This window comes from Bacillus sp. MHSD_36, assembly GCF_030757775.1.
In the GTDB taxonomy this organism is placed as follows: domain Bacteria; phylum Bacillota; class Bacilli; order Bacillales; family Bacillaceae_G; genus Bacillus_A.
Genome location: NZ_JAVBIS010000003.1, coordinates 475,239 through 497,500, shown reverse-complemented (window position 1 = coordinate 497,500; position 22,262 = coordinate 475,239). Strand labels below are relative to the sequence as shown.

The window sequence follows — 22,262 nt, the reverse complement described above, 5'->3', positions numbered from 1 at the left end:
CCTACCTTTTCAATTCAACGATTTCAACGTACATTTTTCCATTCTTCGTCAAAATCTTCCCGGTTCCAATCTCTTCATTCTCAAGCATAAGACGCACCGTATTTTTCGTTGAATTTTCAAGACGATACAATGTACCTTTCGTAATATGAAGCAAATCTTCAATTTTCTTTTTCGTATTTCCGATTTCAAAATAAATTGTTAACGGAATATCATCTTGTAATTTCAAACTAGCCAACTCCCATATCATGTTCACGAAAATTTCATGTTCTCTCTATGTAATGAAATCTCTTATTTTGAAACGTCGATATTTAATATTTTTTTAATATATCCTTGCGTTTCTTTAAATGGAGGTACGCCTCCGTACTTTCTCACATTACCAGGACCTGCATTATAAGAAGCAAGCGCTAATACTAAGTCACCGTTATTTCTCTTTAAATAACCACTTAACTCTTTCACGCCGCCTTCAATACTTTCGGCTGGTGAAAATGGATTTTTTATACCCATTTCTTTTACATTCGCTGGCATAAGCTGCATAAGCCCCATCGCCCCTGCATGCGACACCGTTTTCGGATTAAAATCAGACTCTACTTCAATCATTTTTTGAATTAACGTTTTCGGAATTCCGTATGTACGACTTAATCTATCTATAATATCCTCATACTTCCCCTCATTTGAAGAACGTATTTTTCGAATATTATACTTCTTCGTTAATCCCCACGTATCAACAGACTCATTTTTCGTTTCCGGGAAACGTCGTTCAAACTCTTTTTGCGCGACTTGCACTTCATCGACTTTCTTCGTTTCAGGCTTTTCTTCAGGCTTACTTACTTCCTCTACTTTACTAGAATCACCTTTATTAACGAGCGTTTCTATTTTCGTAGATTGTACCGGCTGACTCATATCCTCTACTTTTGCCGGCTGCGTCGTAGCCTTCGTTTCCTTCATAGGCTCGCTTTGCAACTTCTCTTGAAACCTACTACTAACGAACGCCTGCGGACTACTTAACTTTTGCTGAAACTGTCCTTTTTTATATGCAAGTACTTCTTTTACTATATTTCCAACTACCATAATATCACCTTTTCGGTAAACAAAGATAATCTAATATTAGAGTTTTTTCGTAAAGTTTGCAATAATCCTTTGCAATTATATTGTAATAAAAAAACGACTAAATTGTTAAACTGTTATTTTTTTATATTTATTAATTCAAATTTTCAGTTGACACTTGATATAGCAAGGCTTAAAATAAATTCGAAATCGATTTTTTCGCATATTACCGTTTTTCAATTTGCAGAAAAGTCAATATAAAAAAATGGGGGTTCTTTTACATGAGAATTAATACAAACATTAATAGCATGCGTACACAAGAGTACATGCGCCAAAACCAAGCTAAAATGAGTACTGCTATGGACCGTTTATCAAGCGGTAAACGTATCAACAACGCTTCTGACGATGCAGCAGGTCTTGCAATCGCAACTCGTATGCGTGCACGTGAAAGCGGTCTAAACGTCGCTTCTCGTAACACACAAGATGGTATGTCATTAATCCGTACAGCTGATTCAGCAATGAATTCAGTATCTAACATCTTACTTCGTATGCGTGACCTTGCAAACCAATCTGCAACTGGTACGAATACAAAAGGTAACCAAGCTTCATTACAAAAAGAATTTAGCGAATTAGCAAAACAAATCACGTATATTGCTGACAACACAAAATTCAATGACCAAAGCTTATTGAAAGGAACAGATAGCCTAGCTGAAACTTCTGATGGTGGTGGAACTCCTGATGCTAGTGGAACTCCTGATGCTAGTGGAACTCCTGATGCTAGTGGAACTCCTGATGCTAGTGGAACTCCTGATGCTAGTGGAACTCCTAGTAGCGCACCTGCAGCTGCAGACACTGCACTCTCTAATACAGGAACAAAAATTACAATTCAAACTCTTGATTCAAATGAATCTGAGCAACAAATTAACGTTAAAATCGGTAGTGTAACATTGGCATCTTTAGGATTAAGTAGTGTTAAAATTGGTGCAGATAGCGTATCAGAAGGTGAAGTGAACCAAGCTGGTGATGCTACTAACGCGCGTAATGCAATTGCTGCAATCGATAAAGCACTTACAAAAATTGCTGATAATCGTGCAACACTTGGTGCTACATTAAATCGTCTTGACTTTAACGTAACAAACCTTAAGAGCCAAGAAAACTCTATGGCAGCTTCTGCTTCTCAAATCGAAGACGCTGACATGGCGAAAGAAATGTCTGAAATGACTAAGTTCAAAATCTTGAACGAAGCTGGAATCAGCATGCTTTCTCAAGCAAACCAAACTCCACAAATGGTTTCTAAGTTATTACAATAATCCATTTGAGTTAGTTTTATGAATGAACCTCTCTGCTTGCGGAGAGGTTTATTTTTTGTAAAACCTTACTTTTTTTGATGGAAGAGAGCATCTGCGGTGCATAGAAGCGGTCAGTGCCCATCTTGATCCCCTCCCATGTTAAAACACAACTAGAAGATAAGCATAAGTCTCTTTTTCTTTTCATAGCTGTTTATTGGCTTTAAGCCCATATATAAATCTATAAGATAAGGAGTGTCTATTATGCGTATTGGTACAAATGTTTTGAGTTTGAATGCTAGGCAGTCGTTGTATGAGAATGAGAAGCGTATGAATGTGGCAATGGAGCATTTGACAACTGGTAAGAAGTTAAATAACGCTTCTGATAATCCCGCTAATATTACGATTGTGACTCGTATGCATGCGAGAGCGAGTGGTATGCGCGTGGCAATTCGAAATAATGAGGATGCGATATCGATGCTTCGTACTGCGGAAGCTGCACTTCAAACTGTGATGAATGTTTTACAGCGTATGCGTGATGTAGCTGTTCAATCTGCAAATGGTACAAATTCAAATAAAAACCGTGATTCATTAAATAAAGAGTTTCAATCTCTAGCAGAACAAATTAGCTATATTGATGAAACGACTGCGTTTAATGATTTATCCGTATTTGACGGTCAAAACCGGACTGTTACGTTAGATGATATTGGTCATACAGTAAATGTAACGAAACATATTCCCCCTTCCCCTACACAACATGACATCAACATTTCAACAGAAAAAGAAGCAAGAGCGGCGATTCGTAAAATTGAAGAAGCTTTACAAAGTGTATCACTTCACCGTGCTGATCTCGGGGCTATGATTAACCGACTGCAATTTAATATCGAAAATTTAAATAGCCAAAGTACAGCGTTAACAGATGCCGCTTCTCGAATTGAAGATGCGGATATGGCACAAGAGATGAGTGATTTTTTAAAGTTTAAATTGTTAACTGAAGTTGCACTTAGTATGGTTTCACAAGCAAATCAAATTCCGCAAATGGTATATAAATTACTGCAGTCATAATTGTCATTTCACTCTTTGAAACGATTCCATATAAAAACAAAAGGGAAATACATATAAACTATGTACTTCCCTTTTGTTTTTCACTCAATACTTCTATGGCGCTACGGTCATAACTTGTCCTCTACGGTCGATCCTTATTTTCATTTTTCCGTCTTGTGCGTTATATAAACCTAGCTTATTTAATTCTATTTTGCATTCTTGTACGAAGGTTGGTAATTTACGAATTTGATTGACATCCGAACTTTTAATAAAATTAATTAGATGTTGCGTCATGTCTTTCACATCTTGCACGAGTTCTTCTTTTTCTCGTTTTAACCTTTCATTTTCCAATTGTAGCGCTCGCAATTCACTTTCTAGACTACTTCTATTAGACTCTTCTTTAAAATGCCCTGCAGCCATGCTAGAAAGCTTATAAATACCTTCCATAAACTGATGCAGTTCATCTTCTTTTCTTTCACTATGTTGACTAATTGTTTCAAAGTTATCAACGATACCCGATATAACTGTTACGAGACTTTTTTCATTTTCTTTATTATGATCTTCGTCTCTTAATTCTTGCTTATTTTCTTTTTTCATTTCTACGATTGTTTCTTTTACAGGTGTATATTTTCGTTTTCGACCAGGTTTTTGCTTTTCAATATTTTCAAATCGTATTTCACGTTTTTTTAATTTGTAATACGTATTTTGTAATTGACTTTCTGTTTTCGGGAAAAGATTTAGTTCGTTTTTACTAACATATTTTGAAATATTAATAATGTTTAAACCGTGACGTTGGCAAAATTGATACACTTCATATAGCAACTCTAGTTCAGATTTCAGCCATGTAATCGCTGATTTTTCATATGCTCGCATCCCGCCATGTTTTTCTATATCTATTTGAAATAATACCATTCTATTATGTAAATCAACTAGTTCTTCATACTTTACTTGGAATTGTTTTTCTATTTTTTTTAATTCCGCTTCTAGTTGCATATCGTTCATTTTATTATTTGACATGTTTTGTAAGAGACTTAATACATTGATTGCTATGTGGTGATACATAATCTGTGTCACTCCCCCTCATCCTTTCACAATTCTCATCTGACTCCCATGTCTTTTCAGAAAATAGCAAATTTTACATATCCATATTATAACATTTCGAAATTATCCGTCAAATAATAAACATATAAAAATGTATAGAAAGTATAGAAATAGAAAAAAGGATTTCTTAATTAATATGCATAATTGCATATTAATTATATTTAATTCTATTATATGGTATTTAGAATGTAATTTCACCGAAAAAGTTTGTGTTATCACGAAAAATTACTAAAATAATCCAAAGATACGTTTTCTTATATTTTTAAATCAAAAATCTTCAAATGAAGATTTTTCATACATACAACCAGAAACACTCCAAAAAACGTTCCATCTTTCCACCTATACAGAGTATAAAACACTAAAAAGGAACTAACCAATACTACACATGGCTAGTTCCCTTCTCTCCACTAAAAGAATAGAGTTATAAATAACATCTACAAAACTTCAATTGAAATCTCACATCGTATGGGCCCCCACTAAGCACTGACCGCTATCACACATGGCTAGTTTCCTATTCCAAAAAAAAGTAGAAAATTATTCACCAGTTCTTCTAAAAAGTTCTCGGCGATCCACTTCTTCCATTCCCCTAAAACCTGCTCGACATCTCTGGTCTAAACTTGGCATGAGGCTCTATTAGGCACTGACCGCCACCACACATGGCTAAAGCTTCTATTCCAGCTAAAAAAGCTTTTAAAGCACTAACTTATCTACTAAACCGATTAACTCTTGAATATCTGGCTTACTTACTTGAGCATTTGCTCCGACAGCTTCACCTTTATGGAATAATTCATTTGTAATTAATGAAGAGAAAATAACGACTGGTAAACGATTCATTATTTCACTATCTTTAATTACTTTCGTTAAATGGTGTCCATCCATTTTCGGCATTTCAATATCCGTAATTAACATGTGAATATGTTCAAACATTTTTTCGCCTTGCTCTTTCGCTAGCTTTTCAATTTGCGCTAACGCTTCTGCACCATTGCTGAAGAAGTTCATTTTCGTATATCCAGCTGATGATAATGTTTCTTCTAATATTTGACGAAGCATTGCTGAATCTTCCGCAATATAAATAATTTTTTCAGCTCGATCTGTTTTTTGTTCTAATTTTGAAAGTGATTTATTATCATAACCAGTACCGCTAATTTCACATACAATTTTCTCGTAATCTAATAATAAAATGATTTTCCCATCTAGTTTTACAATACCAGATGTCGTTTCTTCTAGTCCCATAGATAATGAAGCTGGCTCATCAATTTGTTCCCACGAAATACGTTGAATACGATGCACTTCATCCACGCGGAAAATAACTTTCATTTGGTTTAATTCTGAAATGATAAATTTCGTTTGATCAAGTGGCTTTGTCGATTTTAAATTAAGAGCTGTCGCTAAGTTAATAACAGGTAAAATTTCACCGCGTACTTGAACAACACCTTCAACTGCATGATGAGATTCTGGCACAGTTGTGACAGGGAATGGATTAATGATTTCACGTACTTTCATTACGTTAATACTAAATAGGTTTTCACCAACAGTATATGTAACAATCTCTAATTCATTTGTTCCGCTTTCTAATAAAATACTTTGTGCTTGTGACATAAAGGTGTCGCTCCCCTTTCATTATTTCCGTATATCTAATTATTAAGCTTTATTAAAACGAAAAAGTCAACTACCTATATAAAAAATATAGATAGTCGAACGATTCATTTCTTTATTTAAAAAGCGATTAATCTTGTATAAACGAAGCAAGTGCCTCTAATAACACTTCTTGTGCCCCTACAATTTCTGTCGGCATCGCTTCCCATTTTTTCGAAAGCTCTGTTTCTACTCTTATTCTTAGCTCCGGATTCATTTGTTCTAGCACATAATCTTTCGTTGCTATATCAACATCAAGTAGTGCAAGAGCGTACAGTTCCGAATCATTTATTTTTGCAAATAATCTTTTTAATACTGCCGGTGCTATATGTTTTAATTTTTCAATATGAATCTCTTTATCCGAAAATAGTAACTCATATTGAATAAACGTAACATTTTCTTTAATCACTTTAAAATAGCAATTATTTTTTTTATCATTTACAAAATAACCGTTAGGATCAGCAATAATACTCTCTACTTTACGAATTAAATCCGGCAAACTACTCGCCGACATTACAGTCCGCTGCTCAACCTCACTCGGCGAAATGAATGTAACGCGATACTTATTCTGCGCCATCCTCCTCACCTCTCCTTTTATAAAAATCTATCATCCTAAGCGACCTAAAAGGTACTGGTCTGCCCTAAAACGATTAACCATCCCAGTAGCCTTTCATAGATCCACTTTTGCAACTACACTTCGCTTATATCTTCTTAAGCTAACCTAGTAACTCTACTTATCTCTGGCCTTAAACAACGGTCGAGCACCACATAAGCACTAACCGCCACCACACATCGCCAGGTCCTCTCTCAAAATCTAAAAAAGGGCTTTTAAAGGGCTTTTTACGATCTTTTCAGTAACTCGATGTTATTGAACCAAAACGCTATCTGCTGATCCGCAATATCCGGCAACGTAACAAAAAACTCGCGGCACTTCATCTCATCTTTAAACAGTTGATACTTCCAAACTCCATCGCTACCAACACTTACGAAATAAAATTCGTGAATCCGGCCAATGATTGCTTGTTTTTCACCAAATGAATAGGGAGGCACTTGCTTAATTTCAAATTGATCTGGTAAATATACATGCTCTTCTCGTTCCATTTTTAACACTTGCTCGGCAAGTTCACGTTTATTTTCGAAAAAAGGCAATTGTAAAATTCGCTCTTGTCTTGTCATACGAATAAAAAACCCTTTCTACTACATTACAATTTTTCTTGATTATATATTATCGAATTAAGTTTACAACTTCATTTAATACTTCATCTGAAATTTTAATTACTTTCGCATTCCCTTGGAAACCGCGTTGGTATAGCATTAAGTCAACGAATTCTACAGATAAATCTACGTTTGCACCTTCTTGTGCACCACCACGTACTTTTCCTGCACCATTTTGACCAGATACACCCATTGCTAAAATACCAGTTGTATTCGTCGCTGTATAGTTACCATTACCAGTTTTCATTAAGCCGCCTTCGTTCGGGAACATTGCAACAGCTAATTGACCCGCAGCTTTCATACTTCCATCCGAGTATTTTACCATCACATATCCACCGTCAGCAATAAAGCAATCTTTTACAGTCGCTGCTGCTCTACCATCTACATCTGTTACTGCTAATGTTTTCTCTGTCGGGTGGTTTGTTAATTTACTAAAATCTATTTTTACTGTTCCACCATTAAAGGGAATATTCGCTTCAGGGTTTACCGGATTCGGCTTCCCTACCGCATCGAATTTCACCTCACCACCTGCGCCATTAACCTCGTTAAACGCTGTTTCTTTTTTCGAGTCGTTACGCATATATACTTTATATTTATAATTATGTTCACCATCTTGTTTAAACTCCACGCGCATTGTCCATGTATTACCGGCATTATCGTATACAGGCAATTCTTGCGTAATCTGTTTTGCATCAGCTGGAATGTTCCCACCAACGACTCCTTTTGACGTACGAATACCACCGATTGCTGATCCCATTGGAACTTGCAATGGTCCCGGGATACCAGTTAAATCAACATTACCAGTTGATGGATCTGCTGGATAAGCGAATACATATTGCCCTTCTGTATTCGTAATATAGTAATCTGAAGATATTGTAAATGTCCCTTTACGTGTAAATTCCATATTTCCAGCTTTTGAATCACCTACGACGAAGAAACCATTACCTTCCATTGCCGCTTGTGTTTTACCACCAGTTAACGTAATTGTACCATCGGTATAATCCGTCACCGTCCCGCTCATTTTCACACCGTTACCAATACTTTTTGGGTTCGTCCCTGCGTATCTATCGTCGCCTTTCGCACCAATTGAATTGTTGTACAGTAAATCATCAAACATAGCTTTTTGTTTTTTATAACCAACTGTTTGTGCATTGGCGATATTATTTGAAGTTACACTCAATGCATTTTGTGTTGCATTCATTCCTGTAATACTTGTATATAACGCTTTAATCATAACGTATGGACACTCCTTATGAATTTGTAGTTTTTTCTTCTTCCGTTACTTTTTGATCATCTTTCTTCGCATCTTCTGGATTTGTTTCTCCAATTGGTTTATCAGACACTCTCTCAACGAAACGAAGAGAGACAACTTTATTATCAATAACGAGCTGTACCTCGTTATTTTCTGCGAGGCGAACTGTCTCTACTTGACCGGTCACTTTTTTACCATCACCGTCAACACCTCTTACGTACTTCCCTAAAAACTTCATTCCACCATCAAGCGCTGTCGAATACATTGTCGTTCTTAAAGAGTCAACTGCCTTTGTCATATTCTGCACTTGTTCCATAAGAGATAACTGCGCTGTTTGGTTCATCATTTGATTCATATCCATCGCATTAAATGGATCTTGGTGCTGGAAACTCGATAAAAACAATTTCAGAAAATCATCTTTCCCCATTACACCAGGAGTCTTTTGCTCTCCTGCTGATACTCCATTCATTTGCCCTACTGCCGGTTGTGCACCGTTAACAGGTGCGTTCCTATTCTGCGCTCCTGCTTGCAACGGAATATGATTTGTACTCGTTGTATTTAATCCAACTGTTGGCACGCTTTATTCCTCCAATAATCCCGCAAATTCTTTTGATTCTTGTTTCTCACGTTTCGTACTTGCTAATTGCTGCTTTTGTCTTTGCTCTTGTTCTCGCTGTTCTTTACGATTTTCATCTTTATCTGAATAGCTAATTTGAATATTAATTTCTTTTTCTTTTAACTTCAGTCTCAATTCATCAAAAATGATTTCAACGCGCTTCTTCGCATCGTGTTTTTCCATTTCCACATGAACATCAATTTGATCTCCATGTTTTTTCATAAACACTGTTAATGTACCAAGTTTTTCTGGATTTAACTGAAATAAAACACGCTCTTGTTTCACTACAAACTTTTGTAGTGCCTCTACTTGTGCTTCCATTTTCTTTCCTAAGTCAGGCAATGAAACTTTCTCAGCGCCACTATTTGATTTCCCTATTTGATCGTTACTCGTTGCTTTATTTAATAACTCCGCACCTGTAGAACTCGAATCATTTAATAGATCACCTTCTGGCAGCCCTACCTTTACATCATCGCTCTCAGCTTTCGGAAGATCTACCTCTAAGTCTTTGAACTCTTCCTGTTTCTTTGCAATATTACAATCTTCTTTTTTTACAACGTTCAATATTTGCATCATTTGCTCTGGCATCTTCACTTTGTCTAATGTCATTTGCATTGTATCTTCTAAACATATAGCATTTTTGATATTCATATTAGAAAGGAGTTCTTGTAATTGTTGTAATTCATTAGCGGGTAATTCGTTAAGTTTTATATTTCCATATTCTTTATATAGCTCTTGTATTTTTTGTATGTATTGATATAACAATTCTGGCTGCACACGTAATTGCTCAATTGCAACCATTTGCTCAGATACAGCTAACAATAACTGTTCTGTCTCTTTTTTTTCTTCTTTCTTTACATTTGGCTCTTCTTTCGTTGCCGATTTTTTAGAAAGAATGTTTTCTTTTCTATCCTCTGGTGCATCTTTTTGCTTTGTTTTCTCCGTTTTCGGCTGCTTTTTGTTTTCCATTCTCATCGCACGATCGAATGAAGAATCTTCACTTTTAGATTGTACTTCTAGCCCTTTTTCTTTTTGCGGAGGTAAACTTTGTTGCACCGGTAATACAGACTGTATCACTACATTCACCTCATCCATTCATACACATTTTCAAATCAAGAAGCATTTTTTCTTCCTGCTTTTCTCGTACTTTCGCAAGCTTTCTACAATCTTCTTGATACATCTCATCAATGACACGTTCTTTTTCTTTTACTTGTTCTAAAAGGCTTTCATTTTTTTGAATAAAATCTTCTGTTTTTTTAATTTTCCGATTCCATTCTTCTATTCTTTCAGGTGAAAACGTATGTGAGGAAAGCATACCAGCCATAATACGTTGCCCAGTTTGTACGACTTTACTACGCGATTTCACAACATATAAATCATATTCTTTTTTTTGTTCTATTTTTCTTTTTTCAGCTGTTAATTCATACACTTCTTTCAAAATCTGTTCTTTTTCTTGATTTATTTGCAATTTGATCGTGTCGTACTGCTGCTTATCCACCTGTTTTCATAGCCCCTTCCTATTATAACGCTCTCTTTTTCTATTATATAGTTTTTTTCCAAAAAAATCTGTGAAATATTAAAAAACAAAAAAATAAGACCTGCTGAGCGCAAGGTCTTATACTATATGGTGCATCGCTTCAACAATATCGGTAAATTGGAAACTATCAGATCGACCTTGTTTTAAAAATGTATTTATACCTTCTACTTTATTTTTACATTTAAAAATATAAGCATTTTCTTCATTTTCTTGAATCGTTCCTAATTTGAAATACAATTCATTTTCTTTATAAATAGATAATATTTTCCTCATTTCATTTGCCAATTGCCAATGAGTTGGTGATACGATTTCTTCCATAATCCTACTTACTGAATCTAGTACTGAAATAGCAGGGTAATGGCTGAGCGTTGCAAGTTCACGTTTTAATACAATATGTCCATCTAAAATACCGCGTGCTAAATCTGGTACAGGGCCGTTTAAATCGTCTCCATCAACGAGTACAGTATAAATACCTGTTATAGATCCCTTCTTTGTTTTCCCAGAGCGCTCTAACAGCTTCTTCATATAACTTTCCATTAAAAGTGTTTTACCACCAATCGGTAACTCTTTAACAGCAATATCAACACTTCTACGCGCGTCAGCAAAACGAGTAACAGAGTCCATCATAAGTAGTACGTTATTGCCTTGGTCTCGGAAGTATTCAGCAATAGATGTTGCAAGCTTAGCTGCGCGAAGTTGCATAAGGTGGCTTTCATCTGATGTCGCCACGACAACGATGCTTTTCTTCATACCTTCCTCGCCTAATTCTTTTCGAATAAAGTCTTTTACTTCTCGGCCACGTTCTCCTACCAAACTAATAACGTTTATATCCGCTTTTGCGTTTTTCGCAATCATTCCGAGTAAAGTAGATTTCCCAACACCTGATCCAGCGAAAATACCAATCTTTTGACCAATTCCAATTGTTAGCATAGAGTCAATAGATTTAATTCCCGTTTCAAATACATCAGTAATCTCTTCACGCTCGAATGCATGAATAGGCGGAGCATCCAACTTTATTTTTTGCAGCGGAATATTTTCAGCTTTTTCATTTAACACTTCACCATTTGCACTTAACACTTTTCCGAGTAAATGATTGCCACGAGGGATAACAACATCTTCTGCAATTAATGTCACTGCATCTCCGTAACATACTTTTTCTGTCTGTTCGAACGGGAGTAACATATTGTTTTCTTTTTCAATTGCAATTACTTCACATAAGACATTATGCTCTCCAACGAGACAAACATCACCGATTTTCGCCTTTGGTCCTTTCGCTACAAAAAACTGCTCTTGCACACTATGAACTTTACCGACTTTCGTATAAAACGGTGTTTCAATAAATGTATTCCACTTTTGGTTTTCATTCATTAACAGTCGATTCATACATTTTGCTCCTCAAATAACTTCTCTTCTTCCCATTTCTGACGAAGTTTCGCGAATATAGGTGCAAATTTAAATTCAAAGAACTCTTTCTCTTCTTCTAGAACAAATTCACCGAACTGTAAGGAAAAATCATATTTCCACTCTACTAATTGTAGTAACCAATACTCTTTCGTATTTTCCTTCTCTTCTTGAATACGTTCAAACGTTTCTGGATGTACGGTAATAACTAGTTTTTCAAACGAAGTAGGCAATGTTTGCACGATGCCGGTTAATATAGGTAACACATCAAGTAATCTAGCATCTACTGCTTGATTCACAATTTTTTCTGCTAGTTGAAAAGATTGATCCCATAATAATTCTGTCCATTCGTATGCTGTTTCTTGTTGCTCTTTTTGAAACTGCATATGTGCCGATTCTATCTCTTTCATCTGCTGCTGAACATGCATTTGAAATTGTTCTTGATCATGTAATAACTGCTGACGCTCTCGTTCTAACATTTGCTTTTCTTGTCTTAGTTGATTTAGTTCAACGTGTAACGATTGTTGCTGCGCAAGAAGTTCTTCTTGATCTACTTGTATTTCTTCTACGTGAGCTTGTATCGGTTTTGGAAATTGTAATTCATACGTTTCTTCAGAAAAAGAAACAGAATTCTTCGGAATTCTGTTCTTAAATAAGGACATCATCTTCACCTCTTTGAACGATAATTCTTCCTTCTTTCTCTAGCTTTTTCACCGCACCTGTAATTGTTTGCTGTGCTTTCTCAGCATCTGTCATCTTAAGTGGCCCTAAGCCATCTAATTCTTCCAGAATCATCTCTTTACGGTTTGAAGACATACATGTAAATAATTTTTCTTTAATTTCTTCTTTTGCAATTTTAAGCGCTTTTGCAATGACACCGTTATCTGTAATTTCCTCTAACACACGGCGAAGCGCAAGATCTTCAAGACCGAGTAAGTCTTCAAAGACAAACATATTTTCTTTAATTCTCTCAGATAACTCATAATCAACTTCATCCAGCTTTTGAAAGACTGTTTTTTCAACGCCTCGTGAAACGTTATTTAAAATGTTCACGATTGTTTTTAAGCCGTCTGTTTTATTGATTGCACTAAATGCCATATTATTTAATTTCGCTTTTAATAGCTCACCGATTTGATTAATGAGTTCACCGTCAACTTGTTCTAGCTTCGCAATACCCATTACCGTTTCTACTCGCTTATGGTCTGGCAATCTCTCAATTAGTTGAGAAGCAAGCTGCGGTTTAATGTAAGAAGCGATAATTGCAATTGTTTGTGGTGATTCATCATTAAGCACTGTAAGAAGTGGCTCTAAATCTGTAAGTGAATTTAAGAATTCAAATGGATTATCTTTGTTATACCAAAGGTCTTCCAATAATTTTTCCAGTTCGTCTTCTGGCATATTTTTAAATATGCGACGAATGTACTCTTTATCTGGAGTGACTAAGTTCAATTCTTTTACATTTAGTTCATATAAGAATTCCCCTAGTACATTCTCTAACGTTTCTGGTTTATATACACGAAACTTCGCGATTTCGCGAAGTAATACTTCTTTTTCCTCAGCTGTCATATATTCAATGACTTTTGCTGCCACCTCTTCATCTAATGTACGAATAAGGATGGCAGCTTTTTCTTTGGAGGAGATTTCATCTAACATCGTTGTTCCTCCCTTACTGTCCGTTTAACCATTTTTTAATTACCTTTGCAGTACCTTCTACATGTTCTTTCGTAGCATCCTGCACTTGTTCATCTAACGTCGGTTCTTTCGGTTCTTCTGGTTCAGGTTTTGGCTCTGGTACTATTTTCTCTTCCGGAATTTCCATAATACTTTCACTACTTGCAGCAACTTCATCTTCTGCTAAGTATTCTTCATATTCCTCTTCTTCTTTCTTTCTCTTACGGCGAGCTAAGAAGAACCATATTAGACCAATGATCGCTAACAAGCCACCTGTAATACCACCAATTAACCACCAGTTCATACCACTTTCTTCTCGTTCTTTCGGCTTCTCTTCTTTCGGCTGATCAAACTGAACAGTTACAACATTCACTTGACCATTTGTAAAGTTGCCATTTGGATCAGCTTGCAGTCCAGCTGCTGTACCGATTGCTTCTTTGAAAGTTGTCATATCAATTCTTCGTTTTACTAACGTATCGTTATCTACCCATACAACAACATTTGTTTTCGTTAACTCTGGATGTTTCTTAATCGTCTCAACTGTTTTATCTATTTCATAGTTTTCGATTTTGTTACCATTTTTATTATCGTAGACGATTTTTCCATTTTGATTATTGTTCGTACCGTAGTTTGGCACTTCACCGTTCGCTGTAATACCAGCACCTTGCTTCGTATCTGCACCTTCTTGCGCAGTAGAGCTTTCCTCTTGCTCTTGTTTACTACGAAGTACACCTTTATCACCATACTTTTCTGACTGACGTGTAACTTCATCGTAGTTTACAGATACTTTCGTATTTACTTTATATTCATTCGGCTTAAACATCGTCATTAACGTTGCATCGATATCTTGCTTTAATTTACCTTCAATTTGGTGTTGCATCTCTACTTCTTTATCATAAGAAGAGGAACTATTAGAATGTGCTTCATCTGCTCCTTTTGAGATAACACCTTTTTTGCTATCTATAACACTCACTTCTTCGGCTTTTACACCAGGAACTGCTGCACTAATCATTTGCTGTACACCCGCAACTTGATCAGCCGTTAATAGTTGACCACGTTTCACACCAACTGTAATTGCTGCTGTTCCCTTTGCTTTCTCTTCATCAAAAATTGTCTCTTTTTCAGGTAATGTAATTTGAACATTTGCCGTTTCTATCGCCGCAAAGTTCCTTACAATATCTTGCTCTAATTGCTTTTTCGTACCGACAATTTGCTTCATTTTTTTATCTTGCTCACTTGAACCGAGCGAGCTTTCTAATAAAATTTCCTCACCGCTTTTTGAATTAAACGGTAAACCCATTCCATTCATTTCTTTTCGAACCCATGGAGCATCATTCTTCTGCACACGAATCGAACCATCGGTTGCTAATTGGTAATCGACACCTAGCTTCGATAATTCTGCTGTAATCTCTTGCTTGTCTGCATCATTTAAATTTTGATATACAACAACATATTTATCTGGCAAGGTGAAGTATAAAAGTGCTCCTGTTACAATTGCTAAAAGCGCAGCACCAATGACTAACTTATGCCACGTTTTTAACGATTGGAAAACATTTTTTAACTTTTCCATTTAAACACACCCGTCCATTTTCCTAAATTTGCATATTAATTAATGACTTATAGTTTTCAATAAGGTTATCACGTACAAGAGCAGCCGTTTTCATTTGAGACTCAGCTTTCTTTTGCTGAATTAAAACGTCATGTGTTTCTCCTACCCCTTTTGTTAGTAAATCATATACTGCTGTTTGCGCATTGTTTTGTGTTTGATTCATATCTTCCAATAAATCAATAAACTTCTTCCCCTCGACTACAGGTTTTTCTGAAGTTTTCGGTGCACCAATTGACTGAATCGTGCCAAATGGCTGTGTATGTAACATTGGTTGGATTTTCATCTTCCCATATTCCCCCTTTATCCTCGGCCAATTTCTAAATCTTTATCAAGCATTTTTTTATTCGCATTTAATACACTTGTATTTGCTTCGTACATTTTTTGAGCGACCATTACATTCGTCATTTCAGCAGTCACATCCACATTCGGATAACGTACATATCCTTCTTCATTTGCATGCGGATGCGTCGGATCATACACTAAGTTCTCAGTTTTGTCTGCTTCAATACTTTTTATTTTCACTCCGTTAGTCGGTGCACTGTCTAACATATTGGCAAAACTATTATTTGATTCAAGTACTACACTACGGCGCTCATATAAATTTGCCCCCGGAGCTGCCGTTGTATTTGCATTTACAATATTATTTGAAGTAACTTCCATCCATTTTCTCGCTGTCGTTAATCCTGATCCACTTGCATTAATTGCCTGAAACATCGTTGTCTCTCCTTCTACTATTAACGTCCGCGTGCTGCTTGGTTAATCGCATATTGTGTATTAATTGCGTTAATTGAAATACCATATAATTGATTCGCTTTCATTAAATCTAGCATTTCTGTCGTTACATCCACACTATTTCCATCTTTATTCGTTTGCATTGATTTCGTGTGAATCTTTGCATAAGTATTTTTCGTATTTACTGTCGGTAAGTGCATTTCATTTGTTTGATATAAATCTGGATTACTTTTTAAATCCGCCGCATTGCTCTTATATAATGCACTACTTTTATTCATTTGTTCAGCAAATGTCACATCTTGTGCTTTATAGCCAGGTGTATTCGCATTTGCAATATTACTAGAAACAGTATTTCGTTTCGTCACTAAATAATTCATATAATGGCTTACATCACTCACTAAATCTGGCATACTCCACACCCTTCCTTTTTAACTTACCATTTTGAACATCATAATCCACTGATGGAAGTTTCACTTCATTATTTAATTTCTTATATGTATTTATTAAAATATTAACTATTATGTACCCTTACATATTTTATTCCATTTTTACATTGTTGTCTTTAGAAAAATACAAAAATATAAAAAGAATATAAAAAAACTGTACACGTGTAGTAATCTATATAACATTTCAATCTATTTACGACTAGCCGAATCTTATTTTTTTATTATTTAGATTACTCCTGTTTTTTACAGTCATAAAATGAAACCTCAACCAGCGGAACTCTTTATTTACACGTGGGAATGGATCCCCTTTAAAAAAGGAGATCCGTTTCCACACTTTATTATTAATATTTACCGTAAAATGAATTTGCCTTCATTCGCCCATCATTTGTCATAATCATTTCTTCCAAAATCTTTTGCTTATCTCGAATATGCTGCGCTGCCTTAATAATAAATGGGCTTACTTCTGCCGCAACTTGCGCGCGCATTTCCTCATCCAATGTCATCATCCAGCGATTTAACATTGCGCTCTTCTCAGCAAATTCTCCATCTGACACTTGCAATTCACCGATTTCATTAAAACAGCCGACAAATGCTCGATAAATATCATTGTTCATTTTCAAGTGCTCCGCGGTAACCGTCAATTAAATCTTGTAACACTTTCACAATCGCATCAATATCTTTCGCTTCACGTGTTACTTTCATTGTTTGAATTTGAACGCTAATCCAATCATATAAACCATAAAGACTATCATATAAATCTTTCGTAATCTCAGGGTTTAATTGAAGCTTCAATTCTTCAAAAATACGTTCTAACTTTTCAAGAAGTGCATCACCTTCTTGTAGTTTGAAAGTATGTAATAACTCTTCTAAATTACGAAACTCTACAATGCATCTTTCATAAATAAAAATTGTATTTTTAATCGGATTACTCGTCATAATATCATTTTGCATATAACGTTGCCATGCTTGCATACGATCACTTCCTCAACTTTCATTAATCATCACTTTTTTGTTTTGTCATTGCTTTAATTGTTTTTAGTTGGCTATCTAGCGCCGCTAATGTACTTTCTAGCTTTTGATATTTCTTCACGATTTCATCTTGTTTTTGCAAGTTTTGTGCTTCAATATCTTTAATCTTTTTATCTAAATCACTTACACGTGAATCGATGTTCTTCACGCGTTCTCCAACTACACCTTTATCACCAAATAATTTATCAAGTGGTTCTTCCATCATTTTTCCTAAGCCGTTAGAACTAAAGAAAAATTGCTTCGCTGCATCCGGCTTCTCTTTTAACGCTTTCGTTAATGCTTCATCATTAACTTCCATCGTTCCATCTTGCTTTAATTGAATACCAAATGAGAATAAATAATTACCATCTTGAGAAAATGTAACGACATTATTCATCGCTTGGCGTACACTTTGCATAATAGCTTGACCTTGGAAAGCCCCACCTTTACCAGCAAAGATATCTACTGTAGAAACAGCTTTATTATAATCTGCAACCATCTTTTTAATAACATTTGCTGCATCCGTTACGTTTGAATCACTTACTGTAAACTTCAGTTCTATCCCTTTTGCTTTCGCCTCTGTTGTCTTTGGATCAACCTCTGTACTTTCTCCGTCCGGATTTTCCACTGGCCTTTCTTCTACTTTTTGCTCAGTTACTTTTAATAATTCAATTTTCACACCTGGAAGGGCTTCAATTGTATTGGTAGAGCTGCTACCTGTAATCCCGTTAATCGTATATTCAGCATTTTGCGCTTTATTTATTATATTGCGTGCTGTACCATCCTCATTAGCTAACCCTATATCTTTAAACAATGTAGATGTATTGTCCTTAAAATTAATTACTCCATCTTCTCCCTCTTTTTTTGAGGTCATGAAAATTTTATTTCCAAGTGTATAAGCTGATACGCCGTAATCTCCATCATTAATTTTATTAATTAAATCTTTATATGTCATATCAGATGTTATTTTTAGTTCTTTACCACCTAGTTTTAACGTCTCATCTCTATTCAACTTTGCATCTATATCGTCAATTTTATTAGAAGCTATTTGATGTCGCTGTGCAAGCTGTGTAATCGTCATATTAAAAGTTCCTGCAATAGCCCCACCATCAGCTTTGACATTAATATAACCGTCTTGTGATGTTGTTACCTTTTTCTCATTTCCTTTAAAAGCCGCTAAATTTTTAAATGTTTGCGTGAAAGAACTGAATTCTGATTTCAAACTTGTATATAAAAGTTTATCTTGTGAAAGGCTATTCTTTTCATTTGTATAAGGTGTTTTTCTCATATCTAACGCATTCATTTCTAATTCAACGAAGTTAGAAGTATCGATCATATTATTTCCAAGGTTCCAAATCTGTTGTCTACCGCCAATACCTGTTATCGTTCCTGCCATATTTCTCACTCCTTATTCTTTACATGTAGTCTAAAATACTCGTTTTACTCATCGTGCTAACGGCTTTAAGTGTCGCTTCATACGTCGCATTAATATACGCCAAGTCAGAAATTGCTACTGCTAAATCAACATCTTCAATTTCTTTGCGGTTTTCTTGAAGTGCTAGATTTTGCTCACTTAAAATGGTCTTAAACGTATCTACAGTGTTCATCGTTGCTCCCACTTCTGTTGTACGATTAATAACACTATCCAAGTTTTTCTTATTTTCCGTTAAAATCGGTTGCAATGCCTTTTGATCACCACTTTGCATCGCATCTTTCATCTTGACTAACGTTTGAATAACAGGGGTTAATAAGTTCTCGCCATTACGAAAAGCTTTAATTTCATAACCATCATTTAGCTTCCACATTACATCTTTTTCGCCACCTTGGTATGTTCCATCATCTGCAAATGGAGGTTTCTCTGCACTATCTCCACCAAAAAGATAACGACCTTGCTCTTTCGTATTCGCTAAATATACAACTTGTTTTAAAATTTGATCGATTTCGGCACCGATTGCCTTTAATTCTTTTTCACCATTTGGTCCATTTAATGCTTGTATTGTTAATTGATCCGCTCTCGTTAAAGACTTCACAATACCTGACAATGTATTTTCTGTCTGACTTAGCACATTTTTAGAATCCGCTATGTCTTTTTGCATTTGTTCAATATTCGCCAACGAGTGTTGAATCGCGAATGATTTACTTGCTGCAAGTGGGTCTTCACTCATAAGAAGATTTTTCTTCCCTGAAGTTACTTGATTTCGATGATATTGTTGTTGCACATTTAAATCCATTAACTGATTCTTTGCCCAGTTTGCATTTTGAAATGTAGATACTCTCATTTCTATCTCCTCCTTATTTATTTTCAATCAATTACTATTTATCGGATAATCGAAAACAGACTATCAAATACTTCATTCATTGTAGTAATAGCTTTAGAGTTTGCTACGAAGTATTTTTGGAAGGCCATTAAATTAACCATTTCCTCTTCCATATTCACGCCTTCAATACTCATCTTTTCTTGCTGAATACCTTCTAATAAATCTCCATGAATTTTTTGATAACCATTCACTTCACTTTTATCAGATGCTACTTTAACTATAAATTGGTCCAATGCTTTTTTGTATGAAAGACCATCTTTATAATCGTCATCTGTAATTCCTGCCAGTTTATTTGCAGTTTCAGCAGATATTTTCATTTTCGAAAAATCATTCACGAATTCCGGATTTAATTTCAACTCTTTTGCATAATCTCCAACGAAGAAATCTTTTCCCATCACTGTATTTACTTGATTTTTCACTGAACTCATTAAGTCTTCAAGATTTTTCTTATAACTAGCAATCTGTCCTTTCATATCGATTGCTGATTTTATTGCACCACTAGTTAAAGGAATTTCCGAACCGTAAATTTCAACAGACATTGGTTCTTTCGTTTTATTTAATTGGAGTGGATATGTATCTTGTCCATTTACTGTTAAAACGCCATTCATTCTAACACTTGCGATATTAGGATTCATAGATTCATAAGATACTTCTATATTAGCGTACTTTGACATTTCGGTAACGATACGGTCACGTTCGTCTAAAAGTTGATTCGGTACTTGTGTACCAGCTTGTCCAATTTTTTTATTTGCTTCTGCTAAACTGTCAGCAAGACGATTAAATTCATTGACATGCGCTTCAATATCTTCTGTCGTCTGTGCTTCTACTGAATCTAAATTTTTCGCAAGTTTATTTACCTGACTTGTAAACTTCCCAGTTTCAGAAATTAGCGTATCATAATAGTTTGATTGATCTGGATTTTTCGCCACTTCTCGAAAAGCATTAAAGAATCCATCCATTAAACTAGATAGTGAGTTTTTGCCTGTCGTTCCTACCATAGACTCTACTCGTGATAAAACCGAATTCTTATAATTATAGTAAGCAACCTGAGATAATTGGTCGTTAAACTGTCTCGTCTTCACTTCATCTGTAATGCGATCCACACCTAACGTTTGTACACCATAACCAATTCGCTGCCCTGGCGTATGCCCATTACTTGCTCCAGCAGATCCGAAATTCACTGCTTGCCGTACATAGCCCGGTGTATGAATGTTTGATAAGTTTTGTTTCGTCGTTTGTAATCCCATTTGTGCCGCTAACATACCCGATAACGGGGTATTATAATCAGATAATCTCATAATATTTCACTTCCCCTTTACAATAGTTCGTTCATAAAGATTTGCGAATTATTGTTTCGTTCTAAATTATATTCAGAAACGGAATCCACAATACTTTCTGTAGTTTTTAATAGTACGTTTAAGTAATATTGATTTTTTAAAAGAGTCATTTTTACATTCTCTTCTAATTCTGTTAAGTTTTTTTGTAATGTTTCCATTTTTTCAATTTCTTCTTGAGAGAAATACGAAAATAACGCACTTACGCGAAATGATTCCACTCCCTGTTCTTTACAAAACTGAACAACCATTTCTTCAAATGAGCTTGATAATTGCTTTAAACCATCAATGTACTGCAATTGCTCAACTTGTAACTTTTGAACTGCATTTACATTTTTATTTTTTAAATTCTCATATATTTGTTCACCGAGCGTTTGAATGTTTTCATATGCTTTTTGAATAATAACGAGCTTTTCATATAATTGTATGTACATATAGCTTCCTTCCCTTTTACAAGACTAAATTTACAATTAAACCGTGGATCTCTCCAATTTGATTTAACATTTCTAAATGTCCCGTTTTTGTATTAATTAAATTCATAACATCTTCTAACTCATTCAATCCCATTTCTGCTTGCTTCACAATCGTCATTTTTTGTGAATATCCATAACGTGGATGGCGAGACATGACATCTTTATATTGCAATACATTATCAACATAAAAATTCAAAAATGATTTTACCGTATTTTTGTATTCCATTACGTTATCGAGTGTTAATTCCATTTCAATTTTTTCTTTAATTTCTCCAATATTATCAACAAACGCTTCCATTTGTTCTAACAATTTATCTTTTTTCGGATCTGCATGCAAATTATCCGAAAATGCAAGTCCTGTCCTGACGTTTGCTTCTTTCGGCATTTGAGTAGCAGGCGGTATATGCGATAAAATTGGATTATGCGAGATAGAACGTAGCATATATATCACCTATTTATTTTTTTATTTCTTCCTAAAGTTAATCGTAAAATCTAGTTATTTATAATTATACTCTGAACACTAATATTTTGCAGTTATTT

At 35.2% G+C, this 22,262-nt stretch carries 26 protein-coding genes; 2 read left to right on the top strand and 24 right to left on the bottom strand.

Annotation, left to right across the window (positions count from 1 at the left end; translation table 11 throughout):
* Window position 1: 1 nt before the first annotated feature.
* Window positions 2-226 carry a flagellar motor switch protein FliN gene (locus tag Q9B79_RS15795; RefSeq protein WP_000775712.1) on the bottom strand — a complete coding sequence of 75 codons (225 nt, stop codon included), beginning with the start codon at window positions 224-226 and terminating at the stop codon, window positions 2-4.
* A 62-nt stretch (window positions 227-288) separates the two neighbouring features.
* Window positions 289-1,068 (bottom strand): lytic transglycosylase domain-containing protein, encoded by a 780-nt coding sequence (locus Q9B79_RS15790; protein ID WP_306185697.1) that lies wholly within the window; start codon window positions 1,066-1,068, stop codon window positions 289-291.
* Between the two features lie 257 nt (window positions 1,069-1,325).
* Between Q9B79_RS15790 and Q9B79_RS15785 the strand changes: the two genes are divergently transcribed.
* Window positions 1,326-2,354, top strand: a complete 1,029-nt coding sequence (locus tag Q9B79_RS15785; RefSeq protein WP_306185695.1) for a flagellin N-terminal helical domain-containing protein — start codon at window positions 1,326-1,328, stop codon at window positions 2,352-2,354.
* A gap of 240 nt (window positions 2,355-2,594) precedes the next feature.
* Entirely contained in the window at window positions 2,595-3,395 is an 801-nt protein-coding gene (locus tag Q9B79_RS15780) for a flagellin N-terminal helical domain-containing protein (protein ID WP_306185693.1), read from the top strand.
* Between the two features lie 93 nt (window positions 3,396-3,488).
* Here the strand turns inward: Q9B79_RS15780 and Q9B79_RS15775 are convergent, their stop codons facing one another.
* The 22 genes from Q9B79_RS15775 to Q9B79_RS15670 all read right to left on the bottom strand — a co-directional run bounded on the left by Q9B79_RS15775 (window position 3,489) and on the right by Q9B79_RS15670 (window position 22,164).
* On the bottom strand, window positions 3,489-4,436 hold the full coding sequence (locus tag Q9B79_RS15775) for a DNA-binding domain-containing protein (RefSeq protein ID WP_306186187.1): 948 nt from the start codon (window positions 4,434-4,436) through the stop codon (window positions 3,489-3,491).
* A 729-nt stretch (window positions 4,437-5,165) separates the two neighbouring features.
* The gene (locus tag Q9B79_RS15770) at window positions 5,166-6,074 is read right to left on the bottom strand and encodes a chemotaxis protein (protein WP_098436195.1); all 909 of its coding nucleotides are present in this window, start codon (window positions 6,072-6,074) and stop codon (window positions 5,166-5,168) included.
* Between the two features lie 127 nt (window positions 6,075-6,201).
* A complete protein-coding gene (locus tag Q9B79_RS15765) occupies window positions 6,202-6,687 on the bottom strand; it encodes a hypothetical protein (RefSeq protein ID WP_000068326.1) in 486 nt (161 codons plus the stop codon).
* A 263-nt stretch (window positions 6,688-6,950) separates the two neighbouring features.
* Window positions 6,951-7,286, bottom strand: coding sequence for a DUF3964 family protein (locus Q9B79_RS15760; RefSeq protein ID WP_002194244.1), 336 nt, complete (start codon window positions 7,284-7,286; stop codon window positions 6,951-6,953).
* A 49-nt stretch (window positions 7,287-7,335) separates the two neighbouring features.
* The gene (flgE, locus tag Q9B79_RS15755; protein ID WP_306185689.1) at window positions 7,336-8,559 is read right to left on the bottom strand and encodes a flagellar hook protein FlgE; all 1,224 of its coding nucleotides are present in this window, start codon (window positions 8,557-8,559) and stop codon (window positions 7,336-7,338) included.
* A gap of 16 nt (window positions 8,560-8,575) precedes the next feature.
* A complete protein-coding gene (locus tag Q9B79_RS15750) occupies window positions 8,576-9,154 on the bottom strand; it encodes a flagellar hook assembly protein FlgD (RefSeq protein ID WP_101165711.1) in 579 nt (192 codons plus the stop codon).
* 3 nt (window positions 9,155-9,157) lie between these two features.
* Window positions 9,158-10,288, bottom strand: coding sequence for a flagellar hook-length control protein FliK (locus Q9B79_RS15745; RefSeq protein ID WP_306185685.1), 1,131 nt, complete (start codon window positions 10,286-10,288; stop codon window positions 9,158-9,160).
* Window positions 10,281-10,691 carry a hypothetical protein gene (locus tag Q9B79_RS15740; protein ID WP_014893159.1) on the bottom strand — a complete coding sequence of 137 codons (411 nt, stop codon included), beginning with the start codon at window positions 10,689-10,691 and terminating at the stop codon, window positions 10,281-10,283. The genes Q9B79_RS15745 and Q9B79_RS15740 overlap by 8 nt, the downstream gene beginning before the upstream one ends.
* A 117-nt stretch (window positions 10,692-10,808) precedes the next feature.
* Window positions 10,809-12,113: a flagellar protein export ATPase FliI gene (locus Q9B79_RS15735; protein ID WP_306185683.1), complete on the bottom strand. Its 1,305-nt coding sequence runs from the start codon at window positions 12,111-12,113 to the stop codon at window positions 10,809-10,811.
* Complete coding sequence (locus tag Q9B79_RS15730) at window positions 12,110-12,793, bottom strand: FliH/SctL family protein (RefSeq protein ID WP_000051729.1); 684 nt, start codon at window positions 12,791-12,793, stop codon at window positions 12,110-12,112. Before Q9B79_RS15730 ends, Q9B79_RS15735 begins: the two co-directional genes overlap by 4 nt.
* Complete coding sequence (gene fliG, locus Q9B79_RS15725) at window positions 12,780-13,784, bottom strand: flagellar motor switch protein FliG (RefSeq protein ID WP_061687656.1); 1,005 nt, start codon at window positions 13,782-13,784, stop codon at window positions 12,780-12,782. Before fliG ends, Q9B79_RS15730 begins: the two co-directional genes overlap by 14 nt.
* 13 nt (window positions 13,785-13,797) lie before the next feature.
* Window positions 13,798-15,372, bottom strand: coding sequence for a flagellar basal-body MS-ring/collar protein FliF (gene fliF, locus Q9B79_RS15720; protein WP_306185679.1), 1,575 nt, complete (start codon window positions 15,370-15,372; stop codon window positions 13,798-13,800).
* Between the two features lie 22 nt (window positions 15,373-15,394).
* The gene (fliE, locus tag Q9B79_RS15715) at window positions 15,395-15,694 is read right to left on the bottom strand and encodes a flagellar hook-basal body complex protein FliE (RefSeq protein ID WP_306185677.1); all 300 of its coding nucleotides are present in this window, start codon (window positions 15,692-15,694) and stop codon (window positions 15,395-15,397) included.
* 17 nt (window positions 15,695-15,711) lie between these two features.
* Entirely contained in the window at window positions 15,712-16,125 is a 414-nt protein-coding gene (gene flgC, locus Q9B79_RS15710) for a flagellar basal body rod protein FlgC (RefSeq protein ID WP_000484684.1), read from the bottom strand.
* 20 nt (window positions 16,126-16,145) lie between these two features.
* Window positions 16,146-16,562: a flagellar basal body rod protein FlgB gene (gene flgB, locus Q9B79_RS15705; RefSeq protein ID WP_372339548.1), complete on the bottom strand. Its 417-nt coding sequence runs from the start codon at window positions 16,560-16,562 to the stop codon at window positions 16,146-16,148.
* A gap of 368 nt (window positions 16,563-16,930) precedes the next feature.
* Window positions 16,931-17,203, bottom strand: coding sequence for a flagellar biosynthesis protein FlgG (locus Q9B79_RS15700; RefSeq protein WP_306185672.1), 273 nt, complete (start codon window positions 17,201-17,203; stop codon window positions 16,931-16,933).
* A complete protein-coding gene (locus Q9B79_RS15695) occupies window positions 17,193-17,561 on the bottom strand; it encodes a flagellar export chaperone FliS (protein ID WP_001149522.1) in 369 nt (122 codons plus the stop codon). Before Q9B79_RS15695 ends, Q9B79_RS15700 begins: the two co-directional genes overlap by 11 nt.
* Before the next feature lie 22 nt (window positions 17,562-17,583).
* Window positions 17,584-18,993 (bottom strand): flagellar hook-associated protein 2, encoded by a 1,410-nt coding sequence (locus tag Q9B79_RS15690; RefSeq protein ID WP_306185670.1) that lies wholly within the window; start codon window positions 18,991-18,993, stop codon window positions 17,584-17,586.
* Between the two features lie 19 nt (window positions 18,994-19,012).
* Window positions 19,013-19,876, bottom strand: a complete 864-nt coding sequence (locus Q9B79_RS15685; protein ID WP_017560802.1) for a flagellar hook-associated protein 3 — start codon at window positions 19,874-19,876, stop codon at window positions 19,013-19,015.
* Between the two features lie 38 nt (window positions 19,877-19,914).
* Window positions 19,915-21,213, bottom strand: coding sequence for a flagellar hook-associated protein FlgK (flgK, locus tag Q9B79_RS15680; RefSeq protein WP_306185667.1), 1,299 nt, complete (start codon window positions 21,211-21,213; stop codon window positions 19,915-19,917).
* A gap of 17 nt (window positions 21,214-21,230) precedes the next feature.
* Window positions 21,231-21,683, bottom strand: coding sequence for a hypothetical protein (locus Q9B79_RS15675; protein WP_306185665.1), 453 nt, complete (start codon window positions 21,681-21,683; stop codon window positions 21,231-21,233).
* Window positions 21,684-21,699: 16 nt separating this feature from the next.
* The gene (locus Q9B79_RS15670; protein ID WP_000946323.1) at window positions 21,700-22,164 is read right to left on the bottom strand and encodes a YaaR family protein; all 465 of its coding nucleotides are present in this window, start codon (window positions 22,162-22,164) and stop codon (window positions 21,700-21,702) included.
* Window positions 22,165-22,262: the final 98 nt, after the last annotated feature.

What these genes read in the sequence shown, in the direction of transcription:
- Q9B79_RS15790 (WP_306185697.1), bottom strand. Translation starts at nt 1,068, where the DNA reads ATGGTAGTTGGAAATATAGTAAAAGAAGTACTTGCATATAAAAAAGGA.
- Q9B79_RS15785 (WP_306185695.1), top strand. Translation starts at nt 1,326, where the DNA reads ATGAGAATTAATACAAACATTAATAGCATGCGTACACAAGAGTACATG.
- Q9B79_RS15780 (WP_306185693.1), top strand. Translation starts at nt 2,595, where the DNA reads ATGCGTATTGGTACAAATGTTTTGAGTTTGAATGCTAGGCAGTCGTTG.
- Q9B79_RS15775 (WP_306186187.1), bottom strand. Translation starts at nt 4,436, where the DNA reads ATGTATCACCACATAGCAATCAATGTATTAAGTCTCTTACAAAACATG.
- Q9B79_RS15770 (WP_098436195.1), bottom strand. Translation starts at nt 6,074, where the DNA reads ATGTCACAAGCACAAAGTATTTTATTAGAAAGCGGAACAAATGAATTA.
- Q9B79_RS15765 (WP_000068326.1), bottom strand. Translation starts at nt 6,687, where the DNA reads ATGGCGCAGAATAAGTATCGCGTTACATTCATTTCGCCGAGTGAGGTT.
- Q9B79_RS15760 (WP_002194244.1), bottom strand. Translation starts at nt 7,286, where the DNA reads ATGACAAGACAAGAGCGAATTTTACAATTGCCTTTTTTCGAAAATAAA.
- flgE (WP_306185689.1), bottom strand. Translation starts at nt 8,559, where the DNA reads ATGATTAAAGCGTTATATACAAGTATTACAGGAATGAATGCAACACAA.
- Q9B79_RS15745 (WP_306185685.1), bottom strand. Translation starts at nt 10,288, where the DNA reads ATGGATGAGGTGAATGTAGTGATACAGTCTGTATTACCGGTGCAACAA.
- Q9B79_RS15735 (WP_306185683.1), bottom strand. Translation starts at nt 12,113, where the DNA reads ATGAATCGACTGTTAATGAATGAAAACCAAAAGTGGAATACATTTATT.
- Q9B79_RS15730 (WP_000051729.1), bottom strand. Translation starts at nt 12,793, where the DNA reads ATGTCCTTATTTAAGAACAGAATTCCGAAGAATTCTGTTTCTTTTTCT.
- fliG (WP_061687656.1), bottom strand. Translation starts at nt 13,784, where the DNA reads ATGTTAGATGAAATCTCCTCCAAAGAAAAAGCTGCCATCCTTATTCGT.
- fliF (WP_306185679.1), bottom strand. Translation starts at nt 15,372, where the DNA reads ATGGAAAAGTTAAAAAATGTTTTCCAATCGTTAAAAACGTGGCATAAG.
- fliE (WP_306185677.1), bottom strand. Translation starts at nt 15,694, where the DNA reads ATGAAAATCCAACCAATGTTACATACACAGCCATTTGGCACGATTCAG.
- flgC (WP_000484684.1), bottom strand. Translation starts at nt 16,125, where the DNA reads ATGTTTCAGGCAATTAATGCAAGTGGATCAGGATTAACGACAGCGAGA.
- Q9B79_RS15700 (WP_306185672.1), bottom strand. Translation starts at nt 17,203, where the DNA reads ATGAACAATGATATTTATCGAGCATTTGTCGGCTGTTTTAATGAAATC.
- Q9B79_RS15695 (WP_001149522.1), bottom strand. Translation starts at nt 17,561, where the DNA reads ATGCAAGCATGGCAACGTTATATGCAAAATGATATTATGACGAGTAAT.
- Q9B79_RS15690 (WP_306185670.1), bottom strand. Translation starts at nt 18,993, where the DNA reads ATGGCAGGAACGATAACAGGTATTGGCGGTAGACAACAGATTTGGAAC.
- Q9B79_RS15685 (WP_017560802.1), bottom strand. Translation starts at nt 19,876, where the DNA reads ATGAGAGTATCTACATTTCAAAATGCAAACTGGGCAAAGAATCAGTTA.
- flgK (WP_306185667.1), bottom strand. Translation starts at nt 21,213, where the DNA reads ATGAGATTATCTGATTATAATACCCCGTTATCGGGTATGTTAGCGGCA.
- Q9B79_RS15675 (WP_306185665.1), bottom strand. Translation starts at nt 21,683, where the DNA reads ATGTACATACAATTATATGAAAAGCTCGTTATTATTCAAAAAGCATAT.
- Q9B79_RS15670 (WP_000946323.1), bottom strand. Translation starts at nt 22,164, where the DNA reads ATGCTACGTTCTATCTCGCATAATCCAATTTTATCGCATATACCGCCT.